Source organism: Halomonas huangheensis, assembly GCF_001431725.1.
Classification (GTDB): Bacteria; Pseudomonadota; Gammaproteobacteria; order Pseudomonadales; family Halomonadaceae; genus Halomonas; species Halomonas huangheensis.
Window position 1 is genome coordinate 1,379,916 of sequence record NZ_CP013106.1, and the last position, 22,714, is coordinate 1,402,629.

The window sequence follows — 22,714 nt, forward strand, 5'->3', positions numbered from 1 at the left end:
GTGTTCCGGCCATGGAAGAAGGGGGCCTGGCTTGTCTGTCCGAATTACGGGAGTGCGTTGGTCATGCTTGTCGCAATGGATGGGCGAGTGACGATCAAGGCCGTAATGCCTCCAGCGTCTGCTCCAGCCTTGTCAGTCCTTCCTTGAGCACTTCCGGTTCGATGGTGAGTGGTGGAAGCAGCCGCAGGATATTGCGCTTGCGACCGCTGGGCATCAGCAGTAGTCCGTGCTCGCGGGCGGTTTTCAGCAAGGCAGACAAGTGCTCGGCACCGGTGGCGTGGGTGGTATCTTCGAGGACGATGCCGCGCATGGCGCCAACGCCGGTGAGCTGGCCGAGCATCGGGTAGCGCTCCGAGGCATGCCATTGGCGGTGTGCGTTGATGATGGTGGATTCCAGATGTTCTCCCCACTGCCCCAGGTGCTCGTCTGTCATCAGGTCGATCACCGTCTTTGCTGCTGCGCAGGCGACTGCGTTGCCGGAGTAGGTGCCTCCCAGTCCTCCGGTCGGCACACTGTTCATGATTTCTGCCTTGCCAGCGACGGCGGCCAGCGGTAGCCCGGCGGCCATGCTCTTGCCCATCAGTAGCAGATCCGGCTCCACGTTCAGATGGGAAAAGGCGAAGCGACTACCGGTGCGTCCGAAACCTGACTGGATCTCATCGAAGATCAGTACGATGCCGAGTTGGTCGCAGAGTGTCCTCAGGTGGGCGGCGAAGTCGGCATCGAGCTGACGAAAGCCACCTTCGCCCTGGACGGGCTCGACGATGATAGCCGCGACTTCATCTGCGGAAATCTCTACTTCGAAGAGGCGTGACAGCGCCGCCATGGACTCTGCTGAACTGATGCCATTGTCCCGACTCGGGAAGGGTAGGTGATGCACTGGTCCGGGTAGGTTCCCCAGGCGGTTCTTGTACGGCTTTACCTTGCCGTTGAGATTGAGGGTGGCCAGAGTGCGGCCATGAAAGCCGTCATCGAAGGCAATCACTCCCTGCCGGCCGGTGTGGGCACGGGCCACCTTCATTGCGTTTTCTGCGGCCTCGGCACCGCTATTGGTCAGCATGCAGCTCAACGGGAAGGATACAGGGACGAAGGTGCTCAGTGCCTCAGCGACTTCCAGGTAGCCACGGTGGGGCACCGCATTGAAGGCACTGTGCATCAGCTTATCCACCTGCGCCTTGACCGCCTCGACCACGGTCGGGTGCCCGTGTCCGAGATTGAGAACGCCGATCCCGCCAATGAAGTCGATGTAACGGTTGCCACTCTCATCCCAGACCTCGGCATTGCGACCGCGCTCGATACAGATGGGATGGATGATACCCAGAGATTCGCTGATATGAGGGAAGGCCATGCAGAGGTCCTGTCGGTTCATCGGGAATGATGAAGCGATCAAAGCAGACCTGCGGGTGAGGCAACAAACGAAAAAAACTGGCTAACGTATTCCAAAAATGACTGACAAGTGGAGGTGGGTATCACGTGCTCCGGATTCAGGCTGGGTACATCAGACATCTTCCGTTGCTGGCACACAGGGGCGCTGGAGACCGGTGGCCTGCGTCGGACTCTCGAGGTGCTCGAGTATCCACTCGATGAATCCCTTGACCTTACTGACTTCTCCCTTGTGTTCGGGATAGGCCAGGTAATACGAACTGTTGCTGACCAGCGAGAACGACCAGGGAATCACCAATTGGCCGGTCTGCAACTCTTCCTCGGCAAGGAAGCGGGGAACCAGCGCTACACCACAGCCCGCTCGGGCCGCTTGCATCGCCATATAGAAGGTGTCGAAGCGGGGTCCATGATAGCTGTGCGGTGTGTAGCAACCCTGAGCCTCGAACCAGTCATGCCATGCTTCTGGTCGTGTTGCGTTCTGCAGCAACACCAGTCCTGTCATATCCAGTGGAGTTCTTACACCTTCGGGCGGTAGCGCGGATGGTGCGCATACTGCCACGACTTCTTCATCGAGCAGCTTGACGCATTCGGCTCTGGGCCAGACGCCATGTCCGAAGAAGAACGCCACATCGACACGCTCCTCCTCAAGGTCAAAAGGCTCCACTCGGTTGCTGATGTTCAGATAGACATTGGGATGGCGGAAGCGGAAACCGTTGAGTCGCGGAATCAGCCAACGGGCGCCAAAAGTGGGAAGGGTAGTGACATTGAGCACTTCACTCTGGCCACCGTAGGACTGCATGTACCGTGTCGACATCTCGACCTGGGCGAGAACCTTGCGTACTTCAGTGAGATAGAGAGAACCCTCGGGAGTGACCTGCAGTCGCTTGCGCACACGACGAAAGAGCGGGTGTTCGAGGATCGACTCGAGTTGGGCAACCTGTTTGCTGACCGCGCTCTGCGTCAGGCTCAACTCATCCGCTGCTCGGGTGAAACTCAGATGCCGGGCCGATGCTTCGAAGCATTGCATGGCGGCCAGAGTGGGGAGGTGTCGGCGGTTCATGGAGTGCTCTGAATAAGAAAAAAAGGAATGATGTTGGTATAAAACGTCGTTTGAGACGGGTCAAGCCTGAGGGCAATACTGCGGGTGTTGCGTATTCAAGCCGAGTCACCCTCAGGAGAAGATAATGATCGATACCATCATGCAGCGTCTGGGCGTTGCTGAGTCTCTGTACCGGGGCGGAAGCTATGCCGTCACCTCACCGACCGATGGCGGTGAGATCGGTCGTGTTCAGTTGGAGGGCCGTGAACAGGTTCAGGATCGTATCGACCGCGCCCAGGCGGCCTTCGAGAGCTGGCGCGAGATACCTGCGCCGCGGCGTGGTGAGTTGGTCCGGCTGTTCGGTGAACAACTGCGTCGTCACAAGGAAGATCTCGGAACTCTGGTGACACTGGAATGCGGCAAGATCTACCAGGAAGGTCTGGGCGAAGTGCAGGAGATGATCGATATCTGTGACCTCGCCGTGGGTCAGTCTCGGCAGCTCTATGGCTTGACGATTGCGTCCGAGCGCCCGGGGCATCATATGCGGGAGAGCTGGCATCCGCTGGGGCCGATCGGTTTGATTACCGCCTTCAACTTCCCGGTTGCTCCCTGGGCATGGAATGCTGCGCTGGCTCTGGTGTGTGGCAACAGTCTGCTGTGGAAACCTTCCGAGAAGACCCCGTTGTGTGCACTGGCTTGTCAGGCGCTGCTCGAACGCGCCATGCAGGAGTTTGGTGATGATGCGCCTCAGGCGCTCAGCCAGGTCATCATCGGTGATCACGAGGCCGGTGAGACTCTCACCGACGACCCTCGTGTTCCGCTGATCAGTGCCACTGGCAGTACACGAATGGGGCGAGAGGTCGCTCCCCGCGTTGCCGCCCGTTTCGGTCGCAGCATCCTCGAACTCGGTGGTAACAATGCCATGGTGCTGGCGCCGAGTGCGGATCTGGATATGGCGGTACGCGCCATCCTGTTCTCGGCGGTGGGCACTGCAGGGCAGCGTTGTACTACCTTGCGTCGTTTGATCGTACATGAGTCGGTGCGTGACGAAGTGGTCGAGCGTATCAAGAAGGCTTATGCCAACGTCAGCATCGGTGATCCGATGAAGGGCAATCTGGTCGGCCCGCTGATTGATGCGCAAGCGTTCGATCAGATGCAATCAGTGCTGCAAAGTGCTCGTCAGCAGGGGGCGAAAGTATTTGGCGGCGAGCGACAACTGGTGGATTCATGTCCTCAGGGATATTACGTGTCTCCGGCCATCGTTGAGCTCGAATCCCAGAACGATCTGGTCAGGAACGAGACCTTTGCCCCGATCCTGTACGTATTGAGTTATAGCGATTTCGAGCAAGCGCTGGCGCTCAACAATGATGTTCCCCAAGGCCTGTCTTCCTGCGTCTTCACCACGGATGTGCGTGAAGCAGAGGCCTTCATCTCCGATCTGGGCAGTGACTGCGGTATCGCCAACGTCAATATCGGACCCAGTGGCGCCGAAATTGGTGGCGCCTTCGGTGGTGAGAAGGAAACCGGTGGTGGTCGAGAGTCTGGCTCGGATGTCTGGAAGAGCTATATGCGGCGCCAGACCAACACCGTCAACTATTCTCGTGAGCTGCCTCTGGCTCAAGGAATCAAGTTCGACTGAGCGTAGCGTCTGCCCGGCGCTGTTGATGCGCTGGGCAGGCGTGAGAGTGCTCTCTGCAACCTGTCATGGAGCCATGCAATGACAACAACAATTGCTCGAGAACAGTGGGGTAGTCGTTTTGGCTACCTGATGGCCGTCATCGGCGCAATGGTCGGTGCTGGCAATATCTGGCGCATGCCTTATGTCACCGGAGAAAACGGCGGTGGCGCCTTTCTTATTGCTTACTTTGTATTGCTCTACCTGATTGCAGTGCCAGGACTGATGGGAGAAACCAGCCTTGGTCGCTATACCCGTCAGGGGCTGATCGGAACATTCCGACGGATCTATGGCAACAATCGTCTCGTTGGTTTGGGTCTGGTGATCCTGATCTTCAACATTGTGCTGATGTCGTACTACTCCTCGATCGTGGGGTGGTCGATCTACTACGCCTATCACGCCTTGATTGGCACCTTCACTCAGACGGCTTTTGACACTGCGGCCCTATGGCAGTCATTCAGTCAGAATACGGCGCTCAATGTTGGCATGCACAGCATCGCCATGCTGATGGTGACTGGCATCCTGCTCTTCGGTATCAAGGGCGGCATCGAGCGGTTGGCCAAGTGGATGATGCCGACTCTGACCGTAGCACTGATTGCGATTGCCATCCGAGGTCTGACCTTGCCGGGTGCCCTGGCAGGGCTTGAGTTCAGTTTTTCTCCCAACTGGGAATATCTCGCTCGTGGTGAAACCTGGTTGGCTGCCCTCGGCCAGGCGTTGTTTTCCACTGGCCTCGGCTGGGGGATCGCCCTGACTTATGGCAGCTATCTGGGCCGTAACGACGATATTCCCCTCGGTGGAGGTGTCTTTACCGCCATCGGTAATACCAGCTTCGGTCTGTTGGCCGTCTTTGCAGTCTTTCCCATCGTGTTTGCCTTTGGCATTTCTCCAACATCCGGCCCTGAGCTGGCCTTTGTCGCACTGGCCAGTGCTTTCGGCAGTATGACTGGTGGCTATGTCTGGGCGTTGCTGTTCTTTATGGGATTCTTCTTTGCCAATCTAACTACGGCGCTGGCCATCACTGAGGTAGGGGTAACGACCTATCGCGAGGAGCGCAAGACACCGCGTACGCGTGCGGTGCTGGCGATCTGTGGCCTCATCTGGTTGTTGGGGATCCCGAGTGCCATGAATGCCGATATCCTGGGCTACCTGGATTTCGTGTTGGGCAATTGGGGATTACCTCTGGCCACCTTCATCATCATGGTGACCATCGGCTGGAAGTTTGATGCCAACAGATTGCGCGTTCTGAGCCTCAACCGAGGTGCGGATCTCTATGTGCCGAGCATCTGGGAAGCGACAGTACGCTACCAGATTCCGCTCATCATGCTGGGCATCATGGCGTACTTTCTCTACAGCAATCTTGGCGATGCACCGCTCAAGACAGTCAGTGGGTTAGTGGTGCTTACCCTGATGATCCCATTGTGCATGGCAATCATGGGCCGCTATGAGGAGCGTCAGGCTACCGGCAAGGTTGTGGGAGGGCAGGTTTCATGAGTACTTCAGCTATCGTCGTCATGGTGGCATCCATCATCGCGCTGTGGGGCGTTGCCATACTGGCGCTGGTCTATTCGATGCGTCAGGAGGATCGCAAGTTGGTATTGCTGCAGGAGCAGGGGGATTTCGAGCCCTTCTCTCCCGCAGCACAACGTGACATCGAGGATTGGATAAGGCGGCACCCGGAGGGGCAGGATGCCGATGAGATGCGTGAGCTCCTTGATGCTCAACAGCGCTCCTTGCAGCGAAATTCCCGCCAGTTCTATCTCTGGCCGGACGCCTGAGTCAGGTATTGAAGTGAGCCGTGAATACCGTTCAACAGCTGCGGCTGTTGAACGGTAAATACAATAATGCAGTACCAATACTGGGCGGGAGGTTCCATGCAGGACCGTTGTCTGTGGTATGACACCTCTCCTGAGGCCGCGCTGACACTGGCAGCGCTGAGCGAGGAGTGTGCAGCTGAGGTTGTGGTGATCGGAGGCGGTATTACCGGGCTCAGCACAGCACTTCACCTTGCCGAGGCAGGAGTTGACGTGGCCTTGATCGAGGCTGGTGAGATTCCCTCCGGAGGTTCGGGGCGTAATGTCGGACTGGTCAATGCCGGTTTGTGGATTCCTCCCGACGATATCCTCGAAACGCTGGGGCAGGAGGACGGGGAGCGTGCCAACACGCTCCTTGGTGGCGCGCCGGCGGAGGTGTTCTCACTGATCGAGCGGCATGCCATTGACTGCCATGCGACGCATACCGGCACCCTGCATCTGGCCCACAACATCAAGGGCGAAGAGGAACTGGCGAGGCGGGCGGAGCAGTTTGTGCGCCGTGGTGCTCCCGTAGAGCTTGTCGAGGATGACGAGTGTCGTCAAAGAGTCGGAACACAACGCATCCGGCGGGCATTGCTGGATCGCAGAGCCGGAACGATCAACCCGGCAGCCTATACGCGTGGCCTTGCACGAGCCGCTGTGAAAGCGGGCGCACGTCTGTTCACGCATAGCCCGGCGCGAGGCGTTACGCGCCAGGCAGATGATTGGCTGGTTTCCTCAACGGTTGGCAGCATTCGAGCCCCGCGTGTCGTGTTTGCCACCAATGCCTACACCGAAGATCACTGGAATCAGGTGCGTGAGCACTTCTTCCCGGGCCACTTCTTTCAGGTCGCTTCACCACCTCTTCCGGACGAGCTCGCCGGCGATATTCTGCCCGAGGGGCAGGGGGCTTGGGATACCCGCATGGTATTGAGCAGCATGCGTCGCGATGCCGAGGGTAGGCTGATCCTGGGCAGTCTGGGACGTGGTGATGGGCGACCGAAGCCGTGGATTCGTTGTTGGGCGGATCGCATTCAGCAGCATTATTTTCCGCAGTTGGGCAAGGTCGACTGGGAATGTACCTGGACGGGAAGAATTGCCTTCACCCCGGAGCACACCCTGCGTCTTTTCGAGCCTGCACCGGGAATTCTGGGCGTGGCAGGTTACAACGGCCGCGGTGTCACCACAGGAACCGTCGTCGGTAAGGGCTTCGCTCACTACCTGGTCAGCGGAAACGATGACCTGTTGCCATTGCCGATTCGCTCCTACCGACCAGTACGCGCAAGACCGGCATGGAGTTGCGGCTATGAGAGCGGCTTCACGCTTTATCACACTGGGCAGTGCTTGCGTGTGGTGACGTGATGCCTCTGCTTTGTGATGGTTCCCCATGTGCCATGTCGGGGCATCTCGCCTATACCCGCGTCCAGTGCCCCTCTACATGGGAGGCCTCGATGGCATCGATCATGCGGTTGACCCGCCAGGCTGCGTGGAAATCCGGGTAGAGGGGCTTGCCGGAGACAATGCCCTCCACCAGATCACGGATCTCGATGATCTTCTGGTCGTTGTAGCCGAGTCCGTGACCAGCAGCAGGGCTGAATGCCGCATAGTCGGGGTGCTCGGGGCCGACCAGCAGGGTACGAAAGCCACGGCGTCCTTCGGGGCCTTCACTTGTATAAAGCTGTAGCTCGCTCATGCGCTCTTGATCGAAGACGAGGCTTCCGCGGGTCCCGGTCACCGTATAGGCCAGGCCCATCTTGCGTCCGGTAGCAATGCGTGAGGTTTCGATGTTGCCGATCAGGCCTCCATCGAAGCGCAGCAGTGCCTGGGCATGATCATCGTTCTCCACTTCACCGAAACCGCCACTATTGCCGGGCAGTGGGCGTCTCGCCGTCACCGTCTGCAACTGACCGAAGACTTCCACGATGTGCTGGCCGGTGAGGAATTCGGCCATGTTGAGTATGTGCGAGCCGAGATCCCCTAGAGCACCCGCCCCTGCGGTCGCGCGGCAGGTGTGCCAATCCAGAGGGCTGGTGGGATCAGACAGATAGTCTTCATTGTGGCGGCCACGAAAGTGAACCAGCTCACCGATCTCGCCGCTGGCGATGATCTCTCGGGCTAGTTGAGTGGCGGAATTGCGAATGTAGTTGAAGCCCACCAGAGTCTTGACCCCGGATGACTCGGCGGCCTCAACCATTGCGGCGGCATCGGCGGCGCTGAGTGCCAGTGGCTTCTCGGCATAAACGTGCTTGCCGGCCGCGATGGCGGCCAGTGCCATCTCCTTGTGCAGGAAGTTGGGTGCGCAGATATCGACCACATCGACCTTGGGGTCCTCCACCAATGCTCTCCAGTCGCCGGTCGAGCGAGTGAAGCCCAGTTCCGTGGCCTTGTGTGCAGCGAGTTCATCATTCACCTCGGCCAACAATTCGCAGACCGGGAATGCCGGCAGGGAAAAGACCGTGGGCGCGGCTTTCAGGGCGATGGCGTGGGCCTTGCCCATGAAGCCAGTACCGATCAAGCCGATATTCAGTGTCTTCATTCCAGCCTCGTTGTGTTCGATGTCAGTCCTGAGAGGTGTGTCACGTCATGCGCTCATTCGTTGATGGCGAAGCCAGCCTGCTCAGCGAGCGATCGCAGATTGTGGTGACCCAGGCGGGCATATGTCAGCGGATGCGCCACCTTGGGATCCTGCTCTGCTTCAACGATTAACCAGCCCTGATAGCCGCTCTCGCGGAGCTGTGTCAGGGTGGGCAGAAAGACGATGTCACCGTCACCGGGTACGGTGAACAAACCATCAAGCACGCCATCCAGAAAGCTCTTGTCGCGGTTGCGCAGTTCGTCTCGCACGGAAAAGCGCATATCCTTGCAGTGCACGTGCTGGATGCGAGGGGCGTAGCGCCTGGCGATTGCCAGCGGATCGCCACCGGCGCCCACCAGATGGCCGAAGTCTAGTAGTAGACCCACCGAGTCACGGGTGCTGTCCATCAGCCGCTCGATGTCTGCCTGGCTTTCCACCACGCTGCCCAGATGATGGTGATAGGCCATATGCACGCCTTGTTTCCTGAGATAGTCGCCGACCACCTCCAGTCCTTCACAGAGGCGCTGCCACTCGCTATCGCTGAGATGTGGTCGCCGGGACAGCGGGGTGCGTTGGTCAGTGTGGATGCAGCGGGAGACTTCGCAGAACACCATCACCGTGGCACCGCATTGCTTGAGCAACTGTAGATGTGCTTCGACCGCGGCAATCTCTTCCTCTGGGCTGCGTTCCAGCAGGCGACCGGAGTACCAGCCGGAAACCAGCGACAGATCATGATGATCCAACACCGCGGACAGCGCAGCGGGAGTACGGGGAAACTTGTGGCCCAGCTCGAAGCCAGAGAAACCGGCTTGGCGTCCCTCCTCAAGGCAGACTTCCAGTGGAGTATCGCCGCCGAGACTCGGTAGATCGTCGTTGGTCCAGGTCAGAGGATTGATTCCCAGGCGTACGCTGGTCATGGGTGTGCTCCGGGGTTGGGGAAACGATGGGGCCATCTGGCCCGCTCCAGGGAAATCAGCGATGCTGACGGCGCTTGGCCTCGTTATATCCTTGATAGGCCTTCTGTACCTGCTCTCGCTGCGACACCTCGGGTACAGCAACCTCCCACCAGGCACCGCCCTCAGCAGTGCTGGGCAGTGGGTCGGTGTCCAGTGCGATCACGTAGGTGGTTCTGGCTTGACGGGCACGCTGTAGCGCCTGCTCGAGCCCGGCGATGTCATGGACATGTTCGGCCTCACACCCCAGGGCGCGAGCGTGGGCAGCGAAGTCAACCTTGGGAGCGCCTTCGGGGCCGGTTTGGCAGTCCTCAAGCAGATTATTGAAGCCACTGCCACCGGTGGCCTGTTGCAGCCGGTTGATACAGCCGAAGCCTCGATTGTCGAGGACCACTACGATGAGTTTGTGACCCAGCATCACCGAAGTGGCGAGTTCCGAGTTGTGCATGAGGTAGGATCCGTCGCCCACCATGACGAATACCTCCCGTTGCGGGTGGGCCATCTTGACGCCCAGGCCACCTGCGATCTCGTAGCCCATGCAGGAATAGCCGTACTCCACGTGGTAGCTGCCGGGGCCGGAGCATTGCCATAGTTTGTGAAGTTCACCCGGCAGACCGCCAGCAGCGCACACCACCGTGCCATCTTCTCCGGCCTGACGGTTCACGGCACCGATCACCTGAGCATCGCTGGGCAGGGTGCCCCCCTCGTCCGCTGTGACCCTGGCGACTACATCGCACCAGCTGTGCTTGAGATGCTGGGCCTGTTCGTGCCATTGGGCAGAAGCTCGCCAGTTCCCGAGCCCTGCATCGAGTAACGCCAGGCCATCGAAGGCATCGCCGATCAACGCCTGGGCATGATGCTTCTGGCTATCGAAGCGCCCCACATTAAGGGCTACCAGCGTCAGGTCATCGCGTTCAAACAGTGTCCTGGATCCGGTAGTGAAGTCCTGAAGGCGGGAGCCGACGGCGAGAATCACATCGGCCTGCTCGGCGAGATGGTTGGCGGCTTCGCTGCCGGTAACGCCGATCGCACCAACCGCACAGGGATGAGAATCCGGGAGGGCACCTTTACCGGCCTGAGTTTCGGCAACCGGTACGTCATGGGTGACTGCGAAGTCAGCGAGGCGTTGGCAGGCGCCGGCGTAATGTACTCCGCCGCCAGCGATGATCAGCGGACGTTCGGCGCGGCTGAGCACAGCAATGGCTTCTTCGAGTTCGCGAGGGTCCGGCTGGGGACGGCGGATGTGGTGTACCCGGCGTTCAAAGAAGCTTCGAGGATAATCGTATGCGAACGTCTGTACATCCTGAGGCAGTGCCAGGGTCGCCGGGCCACAGTTCTCCGGATCGAGCAGCGTGGCCAGTGCCTGGGGAAGGCTGGTCAATAGCTGCTCCGGCCTCATGATACGGTCGAAGTAGCGCGATACGGGGCGGAAGCAATCATTGACCGTGGTTGAAGGGTCACCAAAGTGTTCCACTTGCTGCAGCACTGGGTCAGGGGCACGGGTCGCAAAGGTATCGCCTGGCAACAGCAGAATCGGCAGGCGATTGGCATGGGCGAGGCCCGCGGCAGTGACCATATTGGTGGCTCCGGGGCCAATCGAGCTGGTGGCTGCCATCATTCGGCGCCGACCGTTGGCTTTGGCAAAGGCGATGGCTGCATGGGCCATGGTCTGTTCGTTGTGAGCACGCCAGGTGGGTAACTTGTCCCGCTCGTGGTACAACGCCTCGCCGAGACCGGCGACGTTACCGTGACCGAAGATGGCGAAAACGCCTTCAAACAAGGCCACCTCGGCGCCATCATGTTCGATGTGCTGGGCCGCCAGGTATTTGACCAGCGCCTGAGCCATGGTGAGTCGGATGGTGTTCATGAGAGGGCCTCCTGGAGAATGCTCATGACAGGGTTTCCTCGATAGCGGACTGGGTGGCGCGCAGACGACGCCAGGACTCGATGAGCTCGGCGTAGTTGCTCGCCACCTGGTCGATCAGGCGAGTGTCATCGATGTCACCGGCGAGCCACTCACGGCAAGGGCCAGCGAAGAGGGTGCGGCCGACGGTGAAGCCCTTGCACCAGCCATGGCGGGCGGCGTCGGCGAAGCCGCGCTTCATGTCTTCCATCGGCGCGTCCAGGCCCAGCAGTACTACACCGCGGCAGTGTGGATCCTGTTCCTCGATGGTCTGGCTGACCTCTTGCCAGGCGGTGTCTGGCATCGCTGGAAGTTTCCACCAATCGGGACGGATGCCCAGGTTGTAGAGACGATGCAGTGATCGCGCCAGGGTATGGTCGTCGACTTTGCTGTTACTAGGCGGAATTATCTCAATCAGCAGCTCGAGTTCGTTGTCACAGGCCGCCTGGTAGAGCTGGCGCAGGTGGGCCTCCTGGTCGAGTCGCATGGCCACCGGGTCATCGGGGTGATAGAACACCAGACACTTGATGATGTGTTCACGTGGCCAGTGACGCAGGCGGCTGCCGAGATCATCGCCATGTTGGAAGCGCAGCGGACGCGAGCTCGGTAGCTCTACTGGGCGACCGATCCACCAGCCCTTGCCAGTGGCGTCGTTGAGGGCATCCTGGCCAAAGACGTCATCGACCAGGATGGCTGGTTTGGAGAGTCCTGTACGTCTGGCTCCCTCCTCGGCGGCCTGCACGAGCAGTTGTTTCAGGGCCGGAATATAAGCCGGATCGGTATGTACCTCGCGCGCCATATCGGTGAGCTGACGACGGTGGTCGAAGGCCAGCCCACAGACTTCGGGCCAGTTTGTTGGCATGCGGGTAGTGACCCGATGCAGATGGTTGAGGCGGGCGTCCTGGTCAGGACGTGGCACTTCGGTGCGCCGTGCCAGGTAGTCGAACAGTTCCTCCTCAGTGGGCATGGCCGGGGCGCAGCCATGGCGCGAGACCACCAGCGCGCCGCAGGCGTTGGCATAGGTGGCGCTGGTTCTCCAGTCTTCACCACGTAGCCATCCTCTCAGCAGCCCGCTCATGAAGGCATCGCCAGCGCCCAACACATTGAGTACCTCGACTTCGACACCCTCAACCAGAATACCGTCCTCGATGTGGTCGGGGATTTCGCCCTCGAAAATCACGCAGCCCAATGCACCGAGTTTGCACACCAGGGTAGCCTCGCTGATCCGGCGCACCTCACGCAGAGCCGTCAGCGTGTCGGTACTGCCTCCGGCAATATGAAACTCTTCCTCGGTGCCGACGATGAGGTCGAAGTCACCGAGCCAAACCTGTAGGTCTGCCGTTACCCTGGCATCGGCGATGAAGCGGGTCTCGCCGTCTCCGGGGGCGGTCAGGCCCCAGAGCACCGGGCGATAGTCGATATCCAGTACACGCTTGAGGCCATGCTCGGCGGCGGCATCCAGCGCCTTGCGGCATGCCTTGGCGGTGGTCTCGGTAGAGAGATGGGTGCCGGTAATGGCCAGAGCTCGGGCTCGGGCCATGAAGTCGGTATCGATGGCATCGGCGTCGATTGCCATGTCGGCGCAATCGTGGCGGTAGAACAATAGCGGAAAACTGCTACGGTCCTTGAGTGCCAGCAGCACCAGGCCGGTATGGCGGTGAGGATCGGTTTGCAGAGCACTGGTATCAACACCGACACGCTGCAGCTCTTCGCGCACGAAGTTGCCCATCTGTTCGTTGCCGACCCGCGATAACATGGCTGACTTTAGGCCCAGGCGGGCAGTGCCGTAGGCCATATTGCCCGAGCTACCCCCCAGGTACCTGGCGAAACTCGAAACATCTTCCAGACGGCTGCCGATCTGTTCGGCATAGAGGTCTACGGCGACGCGACCCAGACAGATCAGATCCAGCGTGCCGTTGTTCCTGGTGGTTTCTTGCATAGCGTCTCTCCGCGTCGCATGTCGCACCGCGCGTTGTTATGAGCAATAAGCTCCGAGCAATGAGTCCTGAGCAATAAGTTCTGAGCAATGAATTCTGAGAAACAGTTACAGGGTGAAGGCATCCTTGAACCGTTGCAGGGCCGGTTCAACTTCACCGGACGCCCAGCCCTCCATTCCCACGGTGCCCCGGTAGCCGATATCGTCAAGTGCGCGAGCTATGGCGGGGTAGTGAATCTCGCCACTGCCGGGCTCACAGCGTCCCGGTACGTCGGCGACCTGAACTTCACCGATCCAGGGCGCGCAGCGATGCACCAGGTCGATCAGATTGCCCTCGCCGATCTGGGCGTGATACAGATCCAGCATCATCCTTATCTGCGGGCGGTTGACGCTGGCCACCAGCTCCAACACCTCATCAGCGCGGGCGAAGGGCACGCCGGGATGGTCGACCTGGGTATTGAGGTTCTCCACCACGAAGGTGACGTCATGTTCCTGGGCCAGATCCGCCAGGCGATTGAGCGTGTCGTGGGCACGAATCCACATCGTTCCTGTCAACTGGCTGACGGGCTTGAACGGCATCCCCCTTTCATCAAGACCGGTACCATGCAGGTTGAGCCGTGGAATGTTCAGGCGCCGAGCGATGGTGATCGATTCCCGGGCCGTCTGGACCAGACGCTCGGCGCCGTCCCTGTCCGCCAGGCTGCCCTCGATATAGCCGGTCATCGAGGAAAAGGTTGCCCCTGTGTTTGCCAAGGCCTGGATGTCATGGCGACCCCAACTCCAGATTTCCACCAGGAATCCCAGACCATCGATCCGGCGTACCCGCTCGTCCATCGGCAAATCCAAAAAGACCATTTCGGCGCAGACGGCCAGGGTAAACGGAGAGGTTCTGCTGTTCTCGCTCATGAAGAATTCCCTCTGTATACGCTGTCATGATCGTCGATGAAGTCTGTTGTGATCATGCGTTCGATGTCTGGCTCATGGGTGGCGCGTTGTCACCGGATGGCGGCGGGTTCTGCTGGTCACTGTGCTGGAACTCGGCCAGCTCGGCATCCAGACTCTCCAGTTCGGCACCACCTGCCATCATATTCAGCACTTCCTCGCGGCTGATATCTTCCTTGCGGAAGGTGCCGAGGCTGCCACCGCGTTTCAGCAGGGTGAAGGCATCAGCGACGGGGTAGGCATGGTGCACGTTGTGGGTGATGAAGATTACCGCCAGGCCATCGGCGCGTGCCTTGGCGATGTAGCGCAGCACCACAGAGGCCTGCTTGACCCCCAGTGCTGAGGTCGGCTCATCGAGGATCAGCACCCTGGCACCGAAGTAGACTGCCCGGGCGATGGCTACACACTGACGCTCACCACCGGATAGTGTGCCCACCGGCTGACCGGGATCTCGGACGTCGATACCGATCCTGGACATTTCCTGCATGGCGATGCGATCGGCACGCTTCCAGTCGATGCGTTTCAAGGGGCCCCAGCCCACTGTCGGCTCGCGTCCCATGAAAAAGTTGCGGGTGATCGACATCAGGGGAATCATCGCCAGATCCTGGAAAACGGTGGCGATACCGGCATCCAGGGCATAGGCCGGGGACTTGAAGCGAACCGACTCACCATCCAGCAGCAGTTCACCCTCGGTGGGGCGATGTACTCCGGAGAGGGTCTTGATCAGCGTCGACTTACCGGCGCCGTTGTCACCCAACAGGCACATGACCTCGCCGCTGTGGACTTGCATTGATATGTCGCTCAAGGCGATGACACTGCCGAAATGCTTGCTGACGTTGCGCATTTCGATCATGGGGGTATGGTCGCTCATCTCACCTGGCCTCCATTGCCTTCTTGCGCATGAAATTGTTGAACAGCACAGCCACCAGCAGCATTGCGCCGAGGAACACCTGGAACCAGTCGGTGTTTACACCGGTGTAGAAGATGCCCATCTGCACCAGACCGAAGATCAGGGCTCCCAGTGCTGCACCGATAGCGGAGCCATAACCACCGGTCAGCAGGGCACCACCGATGACCACGGCTATGATCGCCTCCAGTTCCTTGAGAAGCCCGCGAATGGTGTCTGCAGAGCCGGTATCCATCACCTGAAGACAGGCGAAGACGGTGGCCGAGAGGGCCGTGAACATGAACAGGGATATCTTGACGCGATGTACGGGAACGCCGGAATTGCGGGCCGCATTGGCATCGCCGCCGCTGGCGAAGATCCAGTTCCCATAAGGGGTGCAGAGCAGTACCCAGGTGGCGACGGCGGTAAGCCCCAGCCACCAGACAATGGACACCGGAATTCCGGTGACCACTGGGTTGTTGGCGAAGTTGGTGGCGATCCATCCTTGTTCGGCCATCCAGGAGAAGAGCCCGGTGGCTACTTCTCCGGAGAACAGCGCGGCAAACCAGTCGCCGGGAATGTGGTTGTGAATACCGCCGATCTGGGTACGACCGGTCAGCAGACGGCTGATACCGATGGCCATGCCACGTAGGATGAACAGGAAACCGAGAGTCACGATGAAGGAGGGCAGCCCGGTTCGATTGACCAGATTGCCGTTGATCCAGCCCACCAGCGCGGCGCAGGCGAACGCCAGTAGCATTGCCGCCCACAGCGGCCAACCATATTCCACTGCGGGAATAGCGATCAGGATACCTGACAGTCCGATCATGGAGCCGATGGAAAGGTCGAATTCGCCCCCGATCATCAGCAGTGCGGCGGCGGTGGCTATGATCCCTAACTGGGCAGACACCTCGAGAAAATTGACGATGCCTGCCGGGGTGAACATGCCCGTTCCGCGGGCGGACACGATGAAGAAAGCCAGCACCAACACGGTGCCTGCGAGGGCGCCCAGTTCGGGACGGCTCAGAGCCTTCTTCCAGAACGGAACGCGCTGGATACGTTCATCCTGCTTCTCGATCACTGGAGGAGTGGTTTGGGGAGGTGGATTGGACGGCATGATGGTCGACTCCGGGGCCCGCGCATGAAGTATACGGGGCCCGATGGGAAGTGAATGACTAACGGATACCCTGTTTGCTCAGCTCGATGACCTGGGCAGCGTTCTCCTGCGTCACGAAGCCCGGGCCCGTCGGTACATCACCGGCAGGTAGCAGGCCGTTCCTGGCGTACTGGTCGAGGAACATCACTGGAAGGTAGCCCTGGAGGTACTGCTGCTGGTCGATGGCGAAATCCAGATCACCGGCATCCAGGGCTTCGAGGATGCTGGGGGAAAGGTCGAAAGTACCGAGAGTGAACATCTCGGTGGCACCTTGTTCGCGCATGGCCCGCAGCATGGGTTCAGAGGCCAGGGTGCCAAGAGTCAGAATCCCACGCACATCACTGTTCTGATTGAGGTACGCGACGATGGCGTTGCGGATCTCGACCGGGTCATGAGTGGTGGCCAGTTGTTCGGCGTTCCCGTCGAAGCCTTCGATGAAGCCATCACAGCGCTGGTCCAGACCCTGATTGCCCTGTTCGTGATTGACACAGAGTCCCTTCTCGACGCCCATCTCCTGCATCCGTTCTGCAGCCTGCTTGCCGGCTTCGTATTCGCTCTGGCCAATATGCAGTCGGGCACCATAGTTGTGGGCCACGTCTCCGCCGGAGTTGATGGTGATCACGGGAATGCCGTTGTTGGCAGCTTTCTGGACGATACCGCCAAGGGCGTCCTCGTCGGTAAAGGAAATGATCAGCCCATCGGGATCCGAGGCGACAGCTGCCTCGACCAGTTGCTGCATCCTGGCCATGTCGAAGGTTGAGGGGGCGCGATATTCCAGTTCGGCGCCAACCAGTTCGGCGGCATCCTCGGCCCCATTCTTGACGACCGACCAGAAGGGGTCGGAGGGAACGCCGTGGGTGACCATGACGAAGCGGTTGCTACTGTCCTGAGCTTGAACTGAACCGGCCATCAGGGCTGCGGCGGTAGACGCGAGCAACCAGTGGGTGAGACGTGCCATGAGTAGAATCCTCGTGATTATCGTTGTGATATCGAGTGCGCGAAGCGCGCTGGCAAATGAAATATAGATTCCATCTGATGAAAATAACAAATTAAATGTTCTATACTTTTGTATAAATGGAACATTTGTTCCAGCGTGTCTAGACTGCTCGTCAGCAGATGAGAGACGGCTGGTGTGGTAGTGGTCAGACATGGCAATGATGAGGAGCTTCCCATGAATCAGACGCCCCAGAGCTTTCAAGAGCTTGAAGCGCGTATCACAGCCGATTACCCATCAATGAGTCGTCGCTTGCAGCAGACGGCCCGCTTTCTGCTTGATCATCCTCAGGACGTTGCCTTTGCTACGGTGGCCCGGTTGGCGCAAGACGCTGAGGTAACACCGTCGACCCTGATCCGTTTCGCCAACAGCTGTGGCTTCAAGGGGTTCTCCGAGATGCAACAGCTGTTTCGCTCACGATTGGTGGATGAGCTGCCTAACTACACCGAGCGAATCCGTGCCGTGCGCTCGGCCACCGGAGAAACGCCGGATAGTACTCAGTTGCTCTGGGAGTTTGCGGACGCCAATCGCGATGCCCTGGAACAGTTGCCGGGGCGTATCGATCCGAAGGGGCTGGAGCAGGCGCTGGATATCCTCGATAAGGCAGCCGCCATTCATGTACTGGGCGCCAGGCGCAGTTTCGTTGTTGCGAATTACATGACCTATGTACTGCATCACATCGAAAAGCCGGCCTTTCTGGTCAACGGACTGGGCGGGATGTATGGCGAACAGATTCGGGCCATCGGGCCCCGGGATGCCTTGATCGCGGTGAGCTTCTCACCCTATGCCGAGGAAAGCCTTCACGCCGCCGAGCAGGCCAGAAGTCGTGGCGTGCCGACAGTAGTGATCACCGACTCGAGCCTCAGTCCGTTGGCACGACTCGCTGATGTTGTACTGGTCGTTCATGAGGCTGAGGTCAAGAGTTTTCGAGGGCTGGCCGCGTCACTTTGCCTATCTCAGACGCTGGCTATTGCCTTGGGGATGCGTAAGGACCGGGAAAAGGAACAAGCTTCCCGGCCCGGAGATGAAGAGCGCGCCTGATACCGGCTACCACATCAACAATGACCGCAATAACAACCCCAATCACAGCGGATGGAGACACAGCCATGAGACTCGCCCTGATCGGTGCTGGACGCATCGGTAAGGTTCATGCTCGAACCATTGACCTCAACCCTGAGGTGACCCTAGCCGCGGTTGCCGACGTCCATGTCGAGGCCGCCGAGGCGCTTGCCCAGCAGTACGGTGTGAGAGCCATCAGCGCCGAGGACATGTTCGAGGACGATCAGATTGATGGCGTGTTGATTGCCTCCAGCACGCCGACCCATGCCGACTATCTTGAACGGGCTGCACGGTCCGGCAAGGCGGTGTTGTGTGAGAAGCCGATCGCGCTTGATCTCGCGCGCACTCGTGAGGCGCTGAGGGTATTGGGAACGCATCCAGTAACCTGCGCGTTGGGCTTCAACCGCCGCCACGACCCTCAGTTTGCGGCGCTGAAACGGGCCATTGTTGATGGACGAATCGGTGACCTGGAGACGCTGACCATCATCAGCCGAGATCCGTCTCCGCCGCCTGCAGAGTATGTCGGGGCATCCGGGGGGCTGTTCCGCGACATGATGATTCATGACTTCGACATGGCTCGCTGGTTGCTCGACGAACCGATCGTTCAGGTGCAGGCACAGGGCAGTTGCCTGATTGATCCGGCGATTGGCGAGGCCGGTGACGTGGATACCGCCATGGTCATTCTTGTAACCGCCAGTGGTCGGCTTTGCCACATCAACAACTCGCGTCGTGCCTGTTATGGCTACGACCAACGCATAGAGGCCTTTGGTAGTGCCGGTATGCTCCAGGCGAGCAACGAAACCGAGACTCGATTGCGCTTCACCGGTGAGCCCGGCCAGGTGGAGGAGAAGCCGAAATGGTTCTTCCTCGAACGCTACGCCGAGGCCTACAGCGCCGAGATCCACGACTTCGTCGATGCCTGGCAGCAGCAGCGCGCTCCTCTGGCTGGTGCAGAAGATGGCCTGGAGGCTCTGCGTCTGGCTGAGGCAGCGCAGCAGTCGCTGCAGCATAGACGCTCGGTGAGTCTCGATGAGATTGACTGAGCGGCATCACAGCGTCGACTTGAGCAAAGGAGAACAGCAATGACGTCATTACTGGTTCGTCCCTCATCACCCGATATGCAAGGCAAGGTTCTTGAGGTAACCCCGGAAACTGCTGGTTGGGAGCATGTCGGTTTTCGCGTTCACACACTGGCCCGTGGTCAGCATCTTGAAGCCAGCACCGCCGGTCGCGAGCACTGTCTGGTGTTGCTTTCCGGCCGTGCCACGGTGAGCTGTGGTGAACATCGCTGGGAAGATATTGGCGAGCGCATGAATATCTTCGAGAGGATGCCACCCTATGCCATCTATCTGCCGGATGGGGTGAGCTATAGCGTGGAGGCTACCACCGACCTCGAGTTGGCGGTGTGCAGTGCGCCCGGCTACGGCAACCATGAACCGCGGCTGATTGCCCCCGAGCAGATCAAATGCAGTACCAGGGGCAGTGGCACCAACACGCGCCATATTCAGGATATTCTGCCGGAAACCGAACCTGCCGACAGTCTTCTGGTCGTCGAGGTCTACACCCCGGCCGGTAATTGGTCGAGCTACCCGCCACACAAGCATGATGTGGACAATCTGCCCGAGGAGTCGATTCTCGAAGAAACCTATTACCATCGCCTTGATCCGTCTCAGGGTTTCGCCTTCCAGAGGGTCTACACCGATGATCGCTCGTTGGACGAGACCATGGCAGTGGAAGATGGTTGCTGCGTGATGGTCCCACGAGGCTACCATCCCGTCGGCGCTCCTCACGGCTATGAACTCTACTACCTCAACGTGATGGCGGGCCCCAAGCGCCAATGGAAATTCCAGAACGACCCAGCTCACGAGTGGATCGTCAATAAATAGCCCGTTGTTTAACCCGTTGTGATAGATAGCCCGGTGCCCTGGTTGGTGCGACGCTACCGGCCAATGTGGTGGGCGGGTTTCAAGCTAGGGTTGTGTGCGTGGCTTCATGTGTCAGGAGGACGAATAGTCGATTATCAGCACGCCCCAAGACGGGGCGGGTCAAAAGCTGGATAATGGCGGGCCACGTCACCCCCGGCACACATGCCGGAGTGTCTCAGCGATGCTTTTCCTCTGACGTTCAGTTTCCCTGACGCTCAGCCAGGCCCAAATCTACAGATCCGGTGCACCCATGGAAATCAAGGTCAACTTTCTCGACAACCTCCGGCTTGAAGCGAGTTTTGATGACTTTACTGTCATCACGGATCAGCCTATCCGCTACAAGGGTGATGGCTCTGCGCCGAGTCCGTTCGACTACTTCCTGGCGTCTTCGGCGTTGTGCGCAGCCTATTTCGTCAAGGTCTACTGCGTGGCTCGCGATATTCCTACCGAGAATATTCGGCTGTCGCAGAACAACATTGTCGATCCGGAGAATCGCTACAACCAGATCTTCCGTATCCAGGTAGAGTTGCCTGAGGATCTGTCCGACAAGGATCGCCAGGGGATTCTGCGCTCCATCGAACGCTGCACGGTCAAAAAGGTAGTGCAGACGGGGCCGGAGTTTCAGATCGAGACCGTCGATAATCTCGATGAAGATGCCCAGGCGCTACTGATGGCGACGCCAGAGGAGAGTGCCAGCACCTGGATTGAGGGCAAGGATCTGCCGCTGGAGCAGACGATTTCCAACATGACCGGCATGCTTGAGAAGCTGGGCATGAAGGTCGAGATTGCTTCATGGCGCAACATCGTGCCGCATGTCTGGTCACTGCATATTCGTGATGCAGCATCGCCGATGTGCTTTACCAACGGCAAGGGCTCGACCAAGGAGAGTGCTCTGTGCTCGGCGTTGGGCGAGTTCATCGAACGCCTGAGCTGCAACTTCTTCTACAACGATCAGTTTTTTGGCGAAGAGATCGCCAACAGTGAGTTCGTTCATTATCCGAATGAGAAGTGGTTCAAGCCAGGGCCGGATGATGAACTGCCGGAAGGGCTGCTGGATGACTACTGTCTGGCGATCTACAACCCGGACGGTGAGCTGTGTGGCTCGAACCTGATTGATACCAACTCCGGCAATGTCGAGCGTGGCATCGTTTCCCTGCCGTTCGTGCGTCAGTCGGATGGTGAAGAAGTCTACTTCCCGTCCAACCTGATCGAGAACCTCTATCTCAGCAACGGAATGAGTGCCGGTAACACCCTGGTTGAAGCTCAGGTGCAGTGCCTGTCGGAAATCTTCGAACGCGCGGTGAAACGCGAGATCATCGAACAGGAAATTTCTCTGCCAGACGTGCCGCTGGAAGTGCTGAAACGCTATCCCGATATTCTGGAAGGGGTCGAGGCGCTTGAGGCGCAAGGCTTCCCGATCCTGGTCAAGGATGCGTCACTCGGTGGACGCTTCCCGGTGGCCTGCGTCACGCTGATGAACCCGAAGACCGGCGGTGTATTTGCTTCCTTCGGTGCGCATCCAAGTTTTCAGGTCGCGCTGGAGCGCAGCCTGACTGAGCTGATGCAAGGTCGTAGCTTCGAGGGCCTGAACGACTTTCTGCCACCAACCTTCAACTCGCTGGCGGTCACCGAGCCGAACAACTTCGTCGAGCACTTCATTGACTCGTCTGGTGTTGTCTCCTGGCGCTTCTTCAGCTCCAAAGCCGATATCGAGTTCTGCGAGTGGGACTTCTCGGGTACCAATGAACAGGAAGTGGCCAGCCTGATGGGGATTCTCGAAGAGCTGGACAAGGAGGTCTACATGGCCGTCCATACTGACCTGGGCGCGCCGGTGTGCCGTATTCTGGTGCCTGGCTACTCCGAGGTCTATCCGGTGGAGGATCTGATCTGGGACAACACCAACATGGCGCTCGATTATCGTGAGGATATCCTCAATATCCATGCCCTGAGTGACGAGCAGCTTGCTGATCTGCTGGAGCGTCTGGAAGAGAGCCAGATCGATGAGCACATGGATATCATCACGCTGATCGGCATCGAGTTCGACGAGAACACGGTGTGGGGCCAGCTGACGATTCTTGAACTGAAGCTACTGATCCAACTGGCGCTGCAGCAGCATGAAGAAGCGTTGGAACGGGTCGCGATGTTCCTGCAGTACAACGACAATACCATCGTGCGTGGTCTGTTCTATCAGGCGATGCAGGCGGCGCTCGAGATCGTGCTCGATGACGAGCTGGAACTGGGCGACTATCTCTACAACCTTGAGCGCATGTTCGGCAAGGAGACCATGCAAGCAGTGGTGGGCTCGGTGAACGGCGAAGTTCGTTTCCATGGTCTGACACCCACCAGCATGCAGTTGGAAGGGCTGGAGAAGCACCAGCGGCTGATCGAGAGTTACCGCAAGCTGCACGCCGCGCGTGCGGCTCTGGCTGGCATGTAGCTAGCCGTCTACTCTGGTTGACCTGAGGCCCCCGTATATCGGGGGCCTTTCTTTTCTG

Annotated in this window: 18 protein-coding genes; 8 read left to right on the plus strand and 10 right to left on the minus strand. The window is 59.1% G+C overall.

All coding sequences use genetic code 11. The features are described from left to right. Positions 1-94: 94 nt before the first annotated feature. Together AR456_RS06265 and AR456_RS06270 are read right to left on the minus strand one after the other, a co-directional pair. Positions 95-1,348 carry a 2-aminoadipate transaminase gene (locus AR456_RS06265; protein ID WP_021820509.1) on the minus strand — a complete coding sequence of 418 codons (1,254 nt, stop codon included), beginning with the start codon at positions 1,346-1,348 and terminating at the stop codon, positions 95-97. Positions 1,349-1,498: 150 nt separating this feature from the next. Next, entirely contained in the window at positions 1,499-2,443 is a 945-nt protein-coding gene (locus AR456_RS06270) for a LysR family transcriptional regulator (RefSeq protein WP_051995774.1), read from the minus strand. Between the two features lie 124 nt (positions 2,444-2,567). Here AR456_RS06270 and amaB point away from each other — a divergent pair, with 124 nt between their 5' ends. From amaB to amaA, 4 genes are all read left to right on the plus strand, one after another. Further along, positions 2,568-4,061, plus strand: coding sequence for an L-piperidine-6-carboxylate dehydrogenase (amaB, locus tag AR456_RS06275; protein ID WP_021820511.1), 1,494 nt, complete (start codon positions 2,568-2,570; stop codon positions 4,059-4,061). Between the two features lie 78 nt (positions 4,062-4,139). Next, positions 4,140-5,591 carry a sodium-dependent transporter gene (locus tag AR456_RS06280; RefSeq protein WP_021820512.1) on the plus strand — a complete coding sequence of 484 codons (1,452 nt, stop codon included), beginning with the start codon at positions 4,140-4,142 and terminating at the stop codon, positions 5,589-5,591. After that, positions 5,588-5,875 carry a DUF8026 family protein gene (locus AR456_RS06285; protein WP_021820513.1) on the plus strand — a complete coding sequence of 96 codons (288 nt, stop codon included), beginning with the start codon at positions 5,588-5,590 and terminating at the stop codon, positions 5,873-5,875. Before AR456_RS06280 ends, AR456_RS06285 begins: the two co-directional genes overlap by 4 nt. A 96-nt stretch (positions 5,876-5,971) precedes the next feature. Beyond that, entirely contained in the window at positions 5,972-7,252 is a 1,281-nt protein-coding gene (amaA, locus tag AR456_RS06290; protein WP_021820514.1) for an L-pipecolate oxidase, read from the plus strand. 49 nt (positions 7,253-7,301) lie between these two features. On the opposite strand, the gene AR456_RS06295 is transcribed toward amaA, so the two are convergent. The 8 genes from AR456_RS06295 to AR456_RS06330 all read right to left on the minus strand — a co-directional run bounded on the left by AR456_RS06295 (position 7,302) and on the right by AR456_RS06330 (position 17,199). Further along, positions 7,302-8,426 carry a Gfo/Idh/MocA family protein gene (locus AR456_RS06295; RefSeq protein WP_021820515.1) on the minus strand — a complete coding sequence of 375 codons (1,125 nt, stop codon included), beginning with the start codon at positions 8,424-8,426 and terminating at the stop codon, positions 7,302-7,304. Positions 8,427-8,479: 53 nt separating this feature from the next. Continuing rightward, positions 8,480-9,382 carry a myo-inosose-2 dehydratase gene (gene iolE, locus AR456_RS06300; RefSeq protein ID WP_021820516.1) on the minus strand — a complete coding sequence of 301 codons (903 nt, stop codon included), beginning with the start codon at positions 9,380-9,382 and terminating at the stop codon, positions 8,480-8,482. A gap of 55 nt (positions 9,383-9,437) precedes the next feature. Next, positions 9,438-11,285, minus strand: coding sequence for a 3D-(3,5/4)-trihydroxycyclohexane-1,2-dione acylhydrolase (decyclizing) (iolD, locus tag AR456_RS06305; RefSeq protein WP_021820517.1), 1,848 nt, complete (start codon positions 11,283-11,285; stop codon positions 9,438-9,440). Between the two features lie 22 nt (positions 11,286-11,307). Further along, complete coding sequence (locus AR456_RS06310; protein WP_021820518.1) at positions 11,308-13,260, minus strand: bifunctional 5-dehydro-2-deoxygluconokinase/5-dehydro-2-deoxyphosphogluconate aldolase; 1,953 nt, start codon at positions 13,258-13,260, stop codon at positions 11,308-11,310. A 105-nt stretch (positions 13,261-13,365) separates the two neighbouring features. After that, positions 13,366-14,163, minus strand: a complete 798-nt coding sequence (locus AR456_RS06315) for a TIM barrel protein (protein WP_021820519.1) — start codon at positions 14,161-14,163, stop codon at positions 13,366-13,368. 52 nt (positions 14,164-14,215) lie between these two features. Then, on the minus strand, positions 14,216-15,070 hold the full coding sequence (locus AR456_RS06320; protein WP_021820520.1) for an ATP-binding cassette domain-containing protein: 855 nt from the start codon (positions 15,068-15,070) through the stop codon (positions 14,216-14,218). A gap of 1 nt (position 15,071) precedes the next feature. Next, a complete protein-coding gene (locus AR456_RS06325) occupies positions 15,072-16,202 on the minus strand; it encodes an ABC transporter permease (RefSeq protein WP_021820521.1) in 1,131 nt (376 codons plus the stop codon). 58 nt (positions 16,203-16,260) lie between these two features. Continuing rightward, on the minus strand, positions 16,261-17,199 hold the full coding sequence (locus AR456_RS06330) for a sugar ABC transporter substrate-binding protein (RefSeq protein ID WP_021820522.1): 939 nt from the start codon (positions 17,197-17,199) through the stop codon (positions 16,261-16,263). A gap of 213 nt (positions 17,200-17,412) precedes the next feature. Here AR456_RS06330 and AR456_RS06335 point away from each other — a divergent pair, with 213 nt between their 5' ends. The 4 genes from AR456_RS06335 to AR456_RS06350 all read left to right on the plus strand — a co-directional run bounded on the left by AR456_RS06335 (position 17,413) and on the right by AR456_RS06350 (position 22,656). After that, complete coding sequence (locus AR456_RS06335) at positions 17,413-18,276, plus strand: MurR/RpiR family transcriptional regulator (RefSeq protein ID WP_021820523.1); 864 nt, start codon at positions 17,413-17,415, stop codon at positions 18,274-18,276. Positions 18,277-18,341: 65 nt separating this feature from the next. Further along, complete coding sequence (gene iolG / locus AR456_RS06340; protein ID WP_021820524.1) at positions 18,342-19,337, plus strand: inositol 2-dehydrogenase; 996 nt, start codon at positions 18,342-18,344, stop codon at positions 19,335-19,337. Positions 19,338-19,376: 39 nt separating this feature from the next. Then, entirely contained in the window at positions 19,377-20,180 is an 804-nt protein-coding gene (gene iolB / locus AR456_RS06345) for a 5-deoxy-glucuronate isomerase (RefSeq protein ID WP_021820525.1), read from the plus strand. Positions 20,181-20,469: 289 nt separating this feature from the next. After that, positions 20,470-22,656 carry an OsmC domain/YcaO domain-containing protein gene (locus tag AR456_RS06350; RefSeq protein WP_021820526.1) on the plus strand — a complete coding sequence of 729 codons (2,187 nt, stop codon included), beginning with the start codon at positions 20,470-20,472 and terminating at the stop codon, positions 22,654-22,656. Positions 22,657-22,714 lie beyond the last annotated feature (58 nt).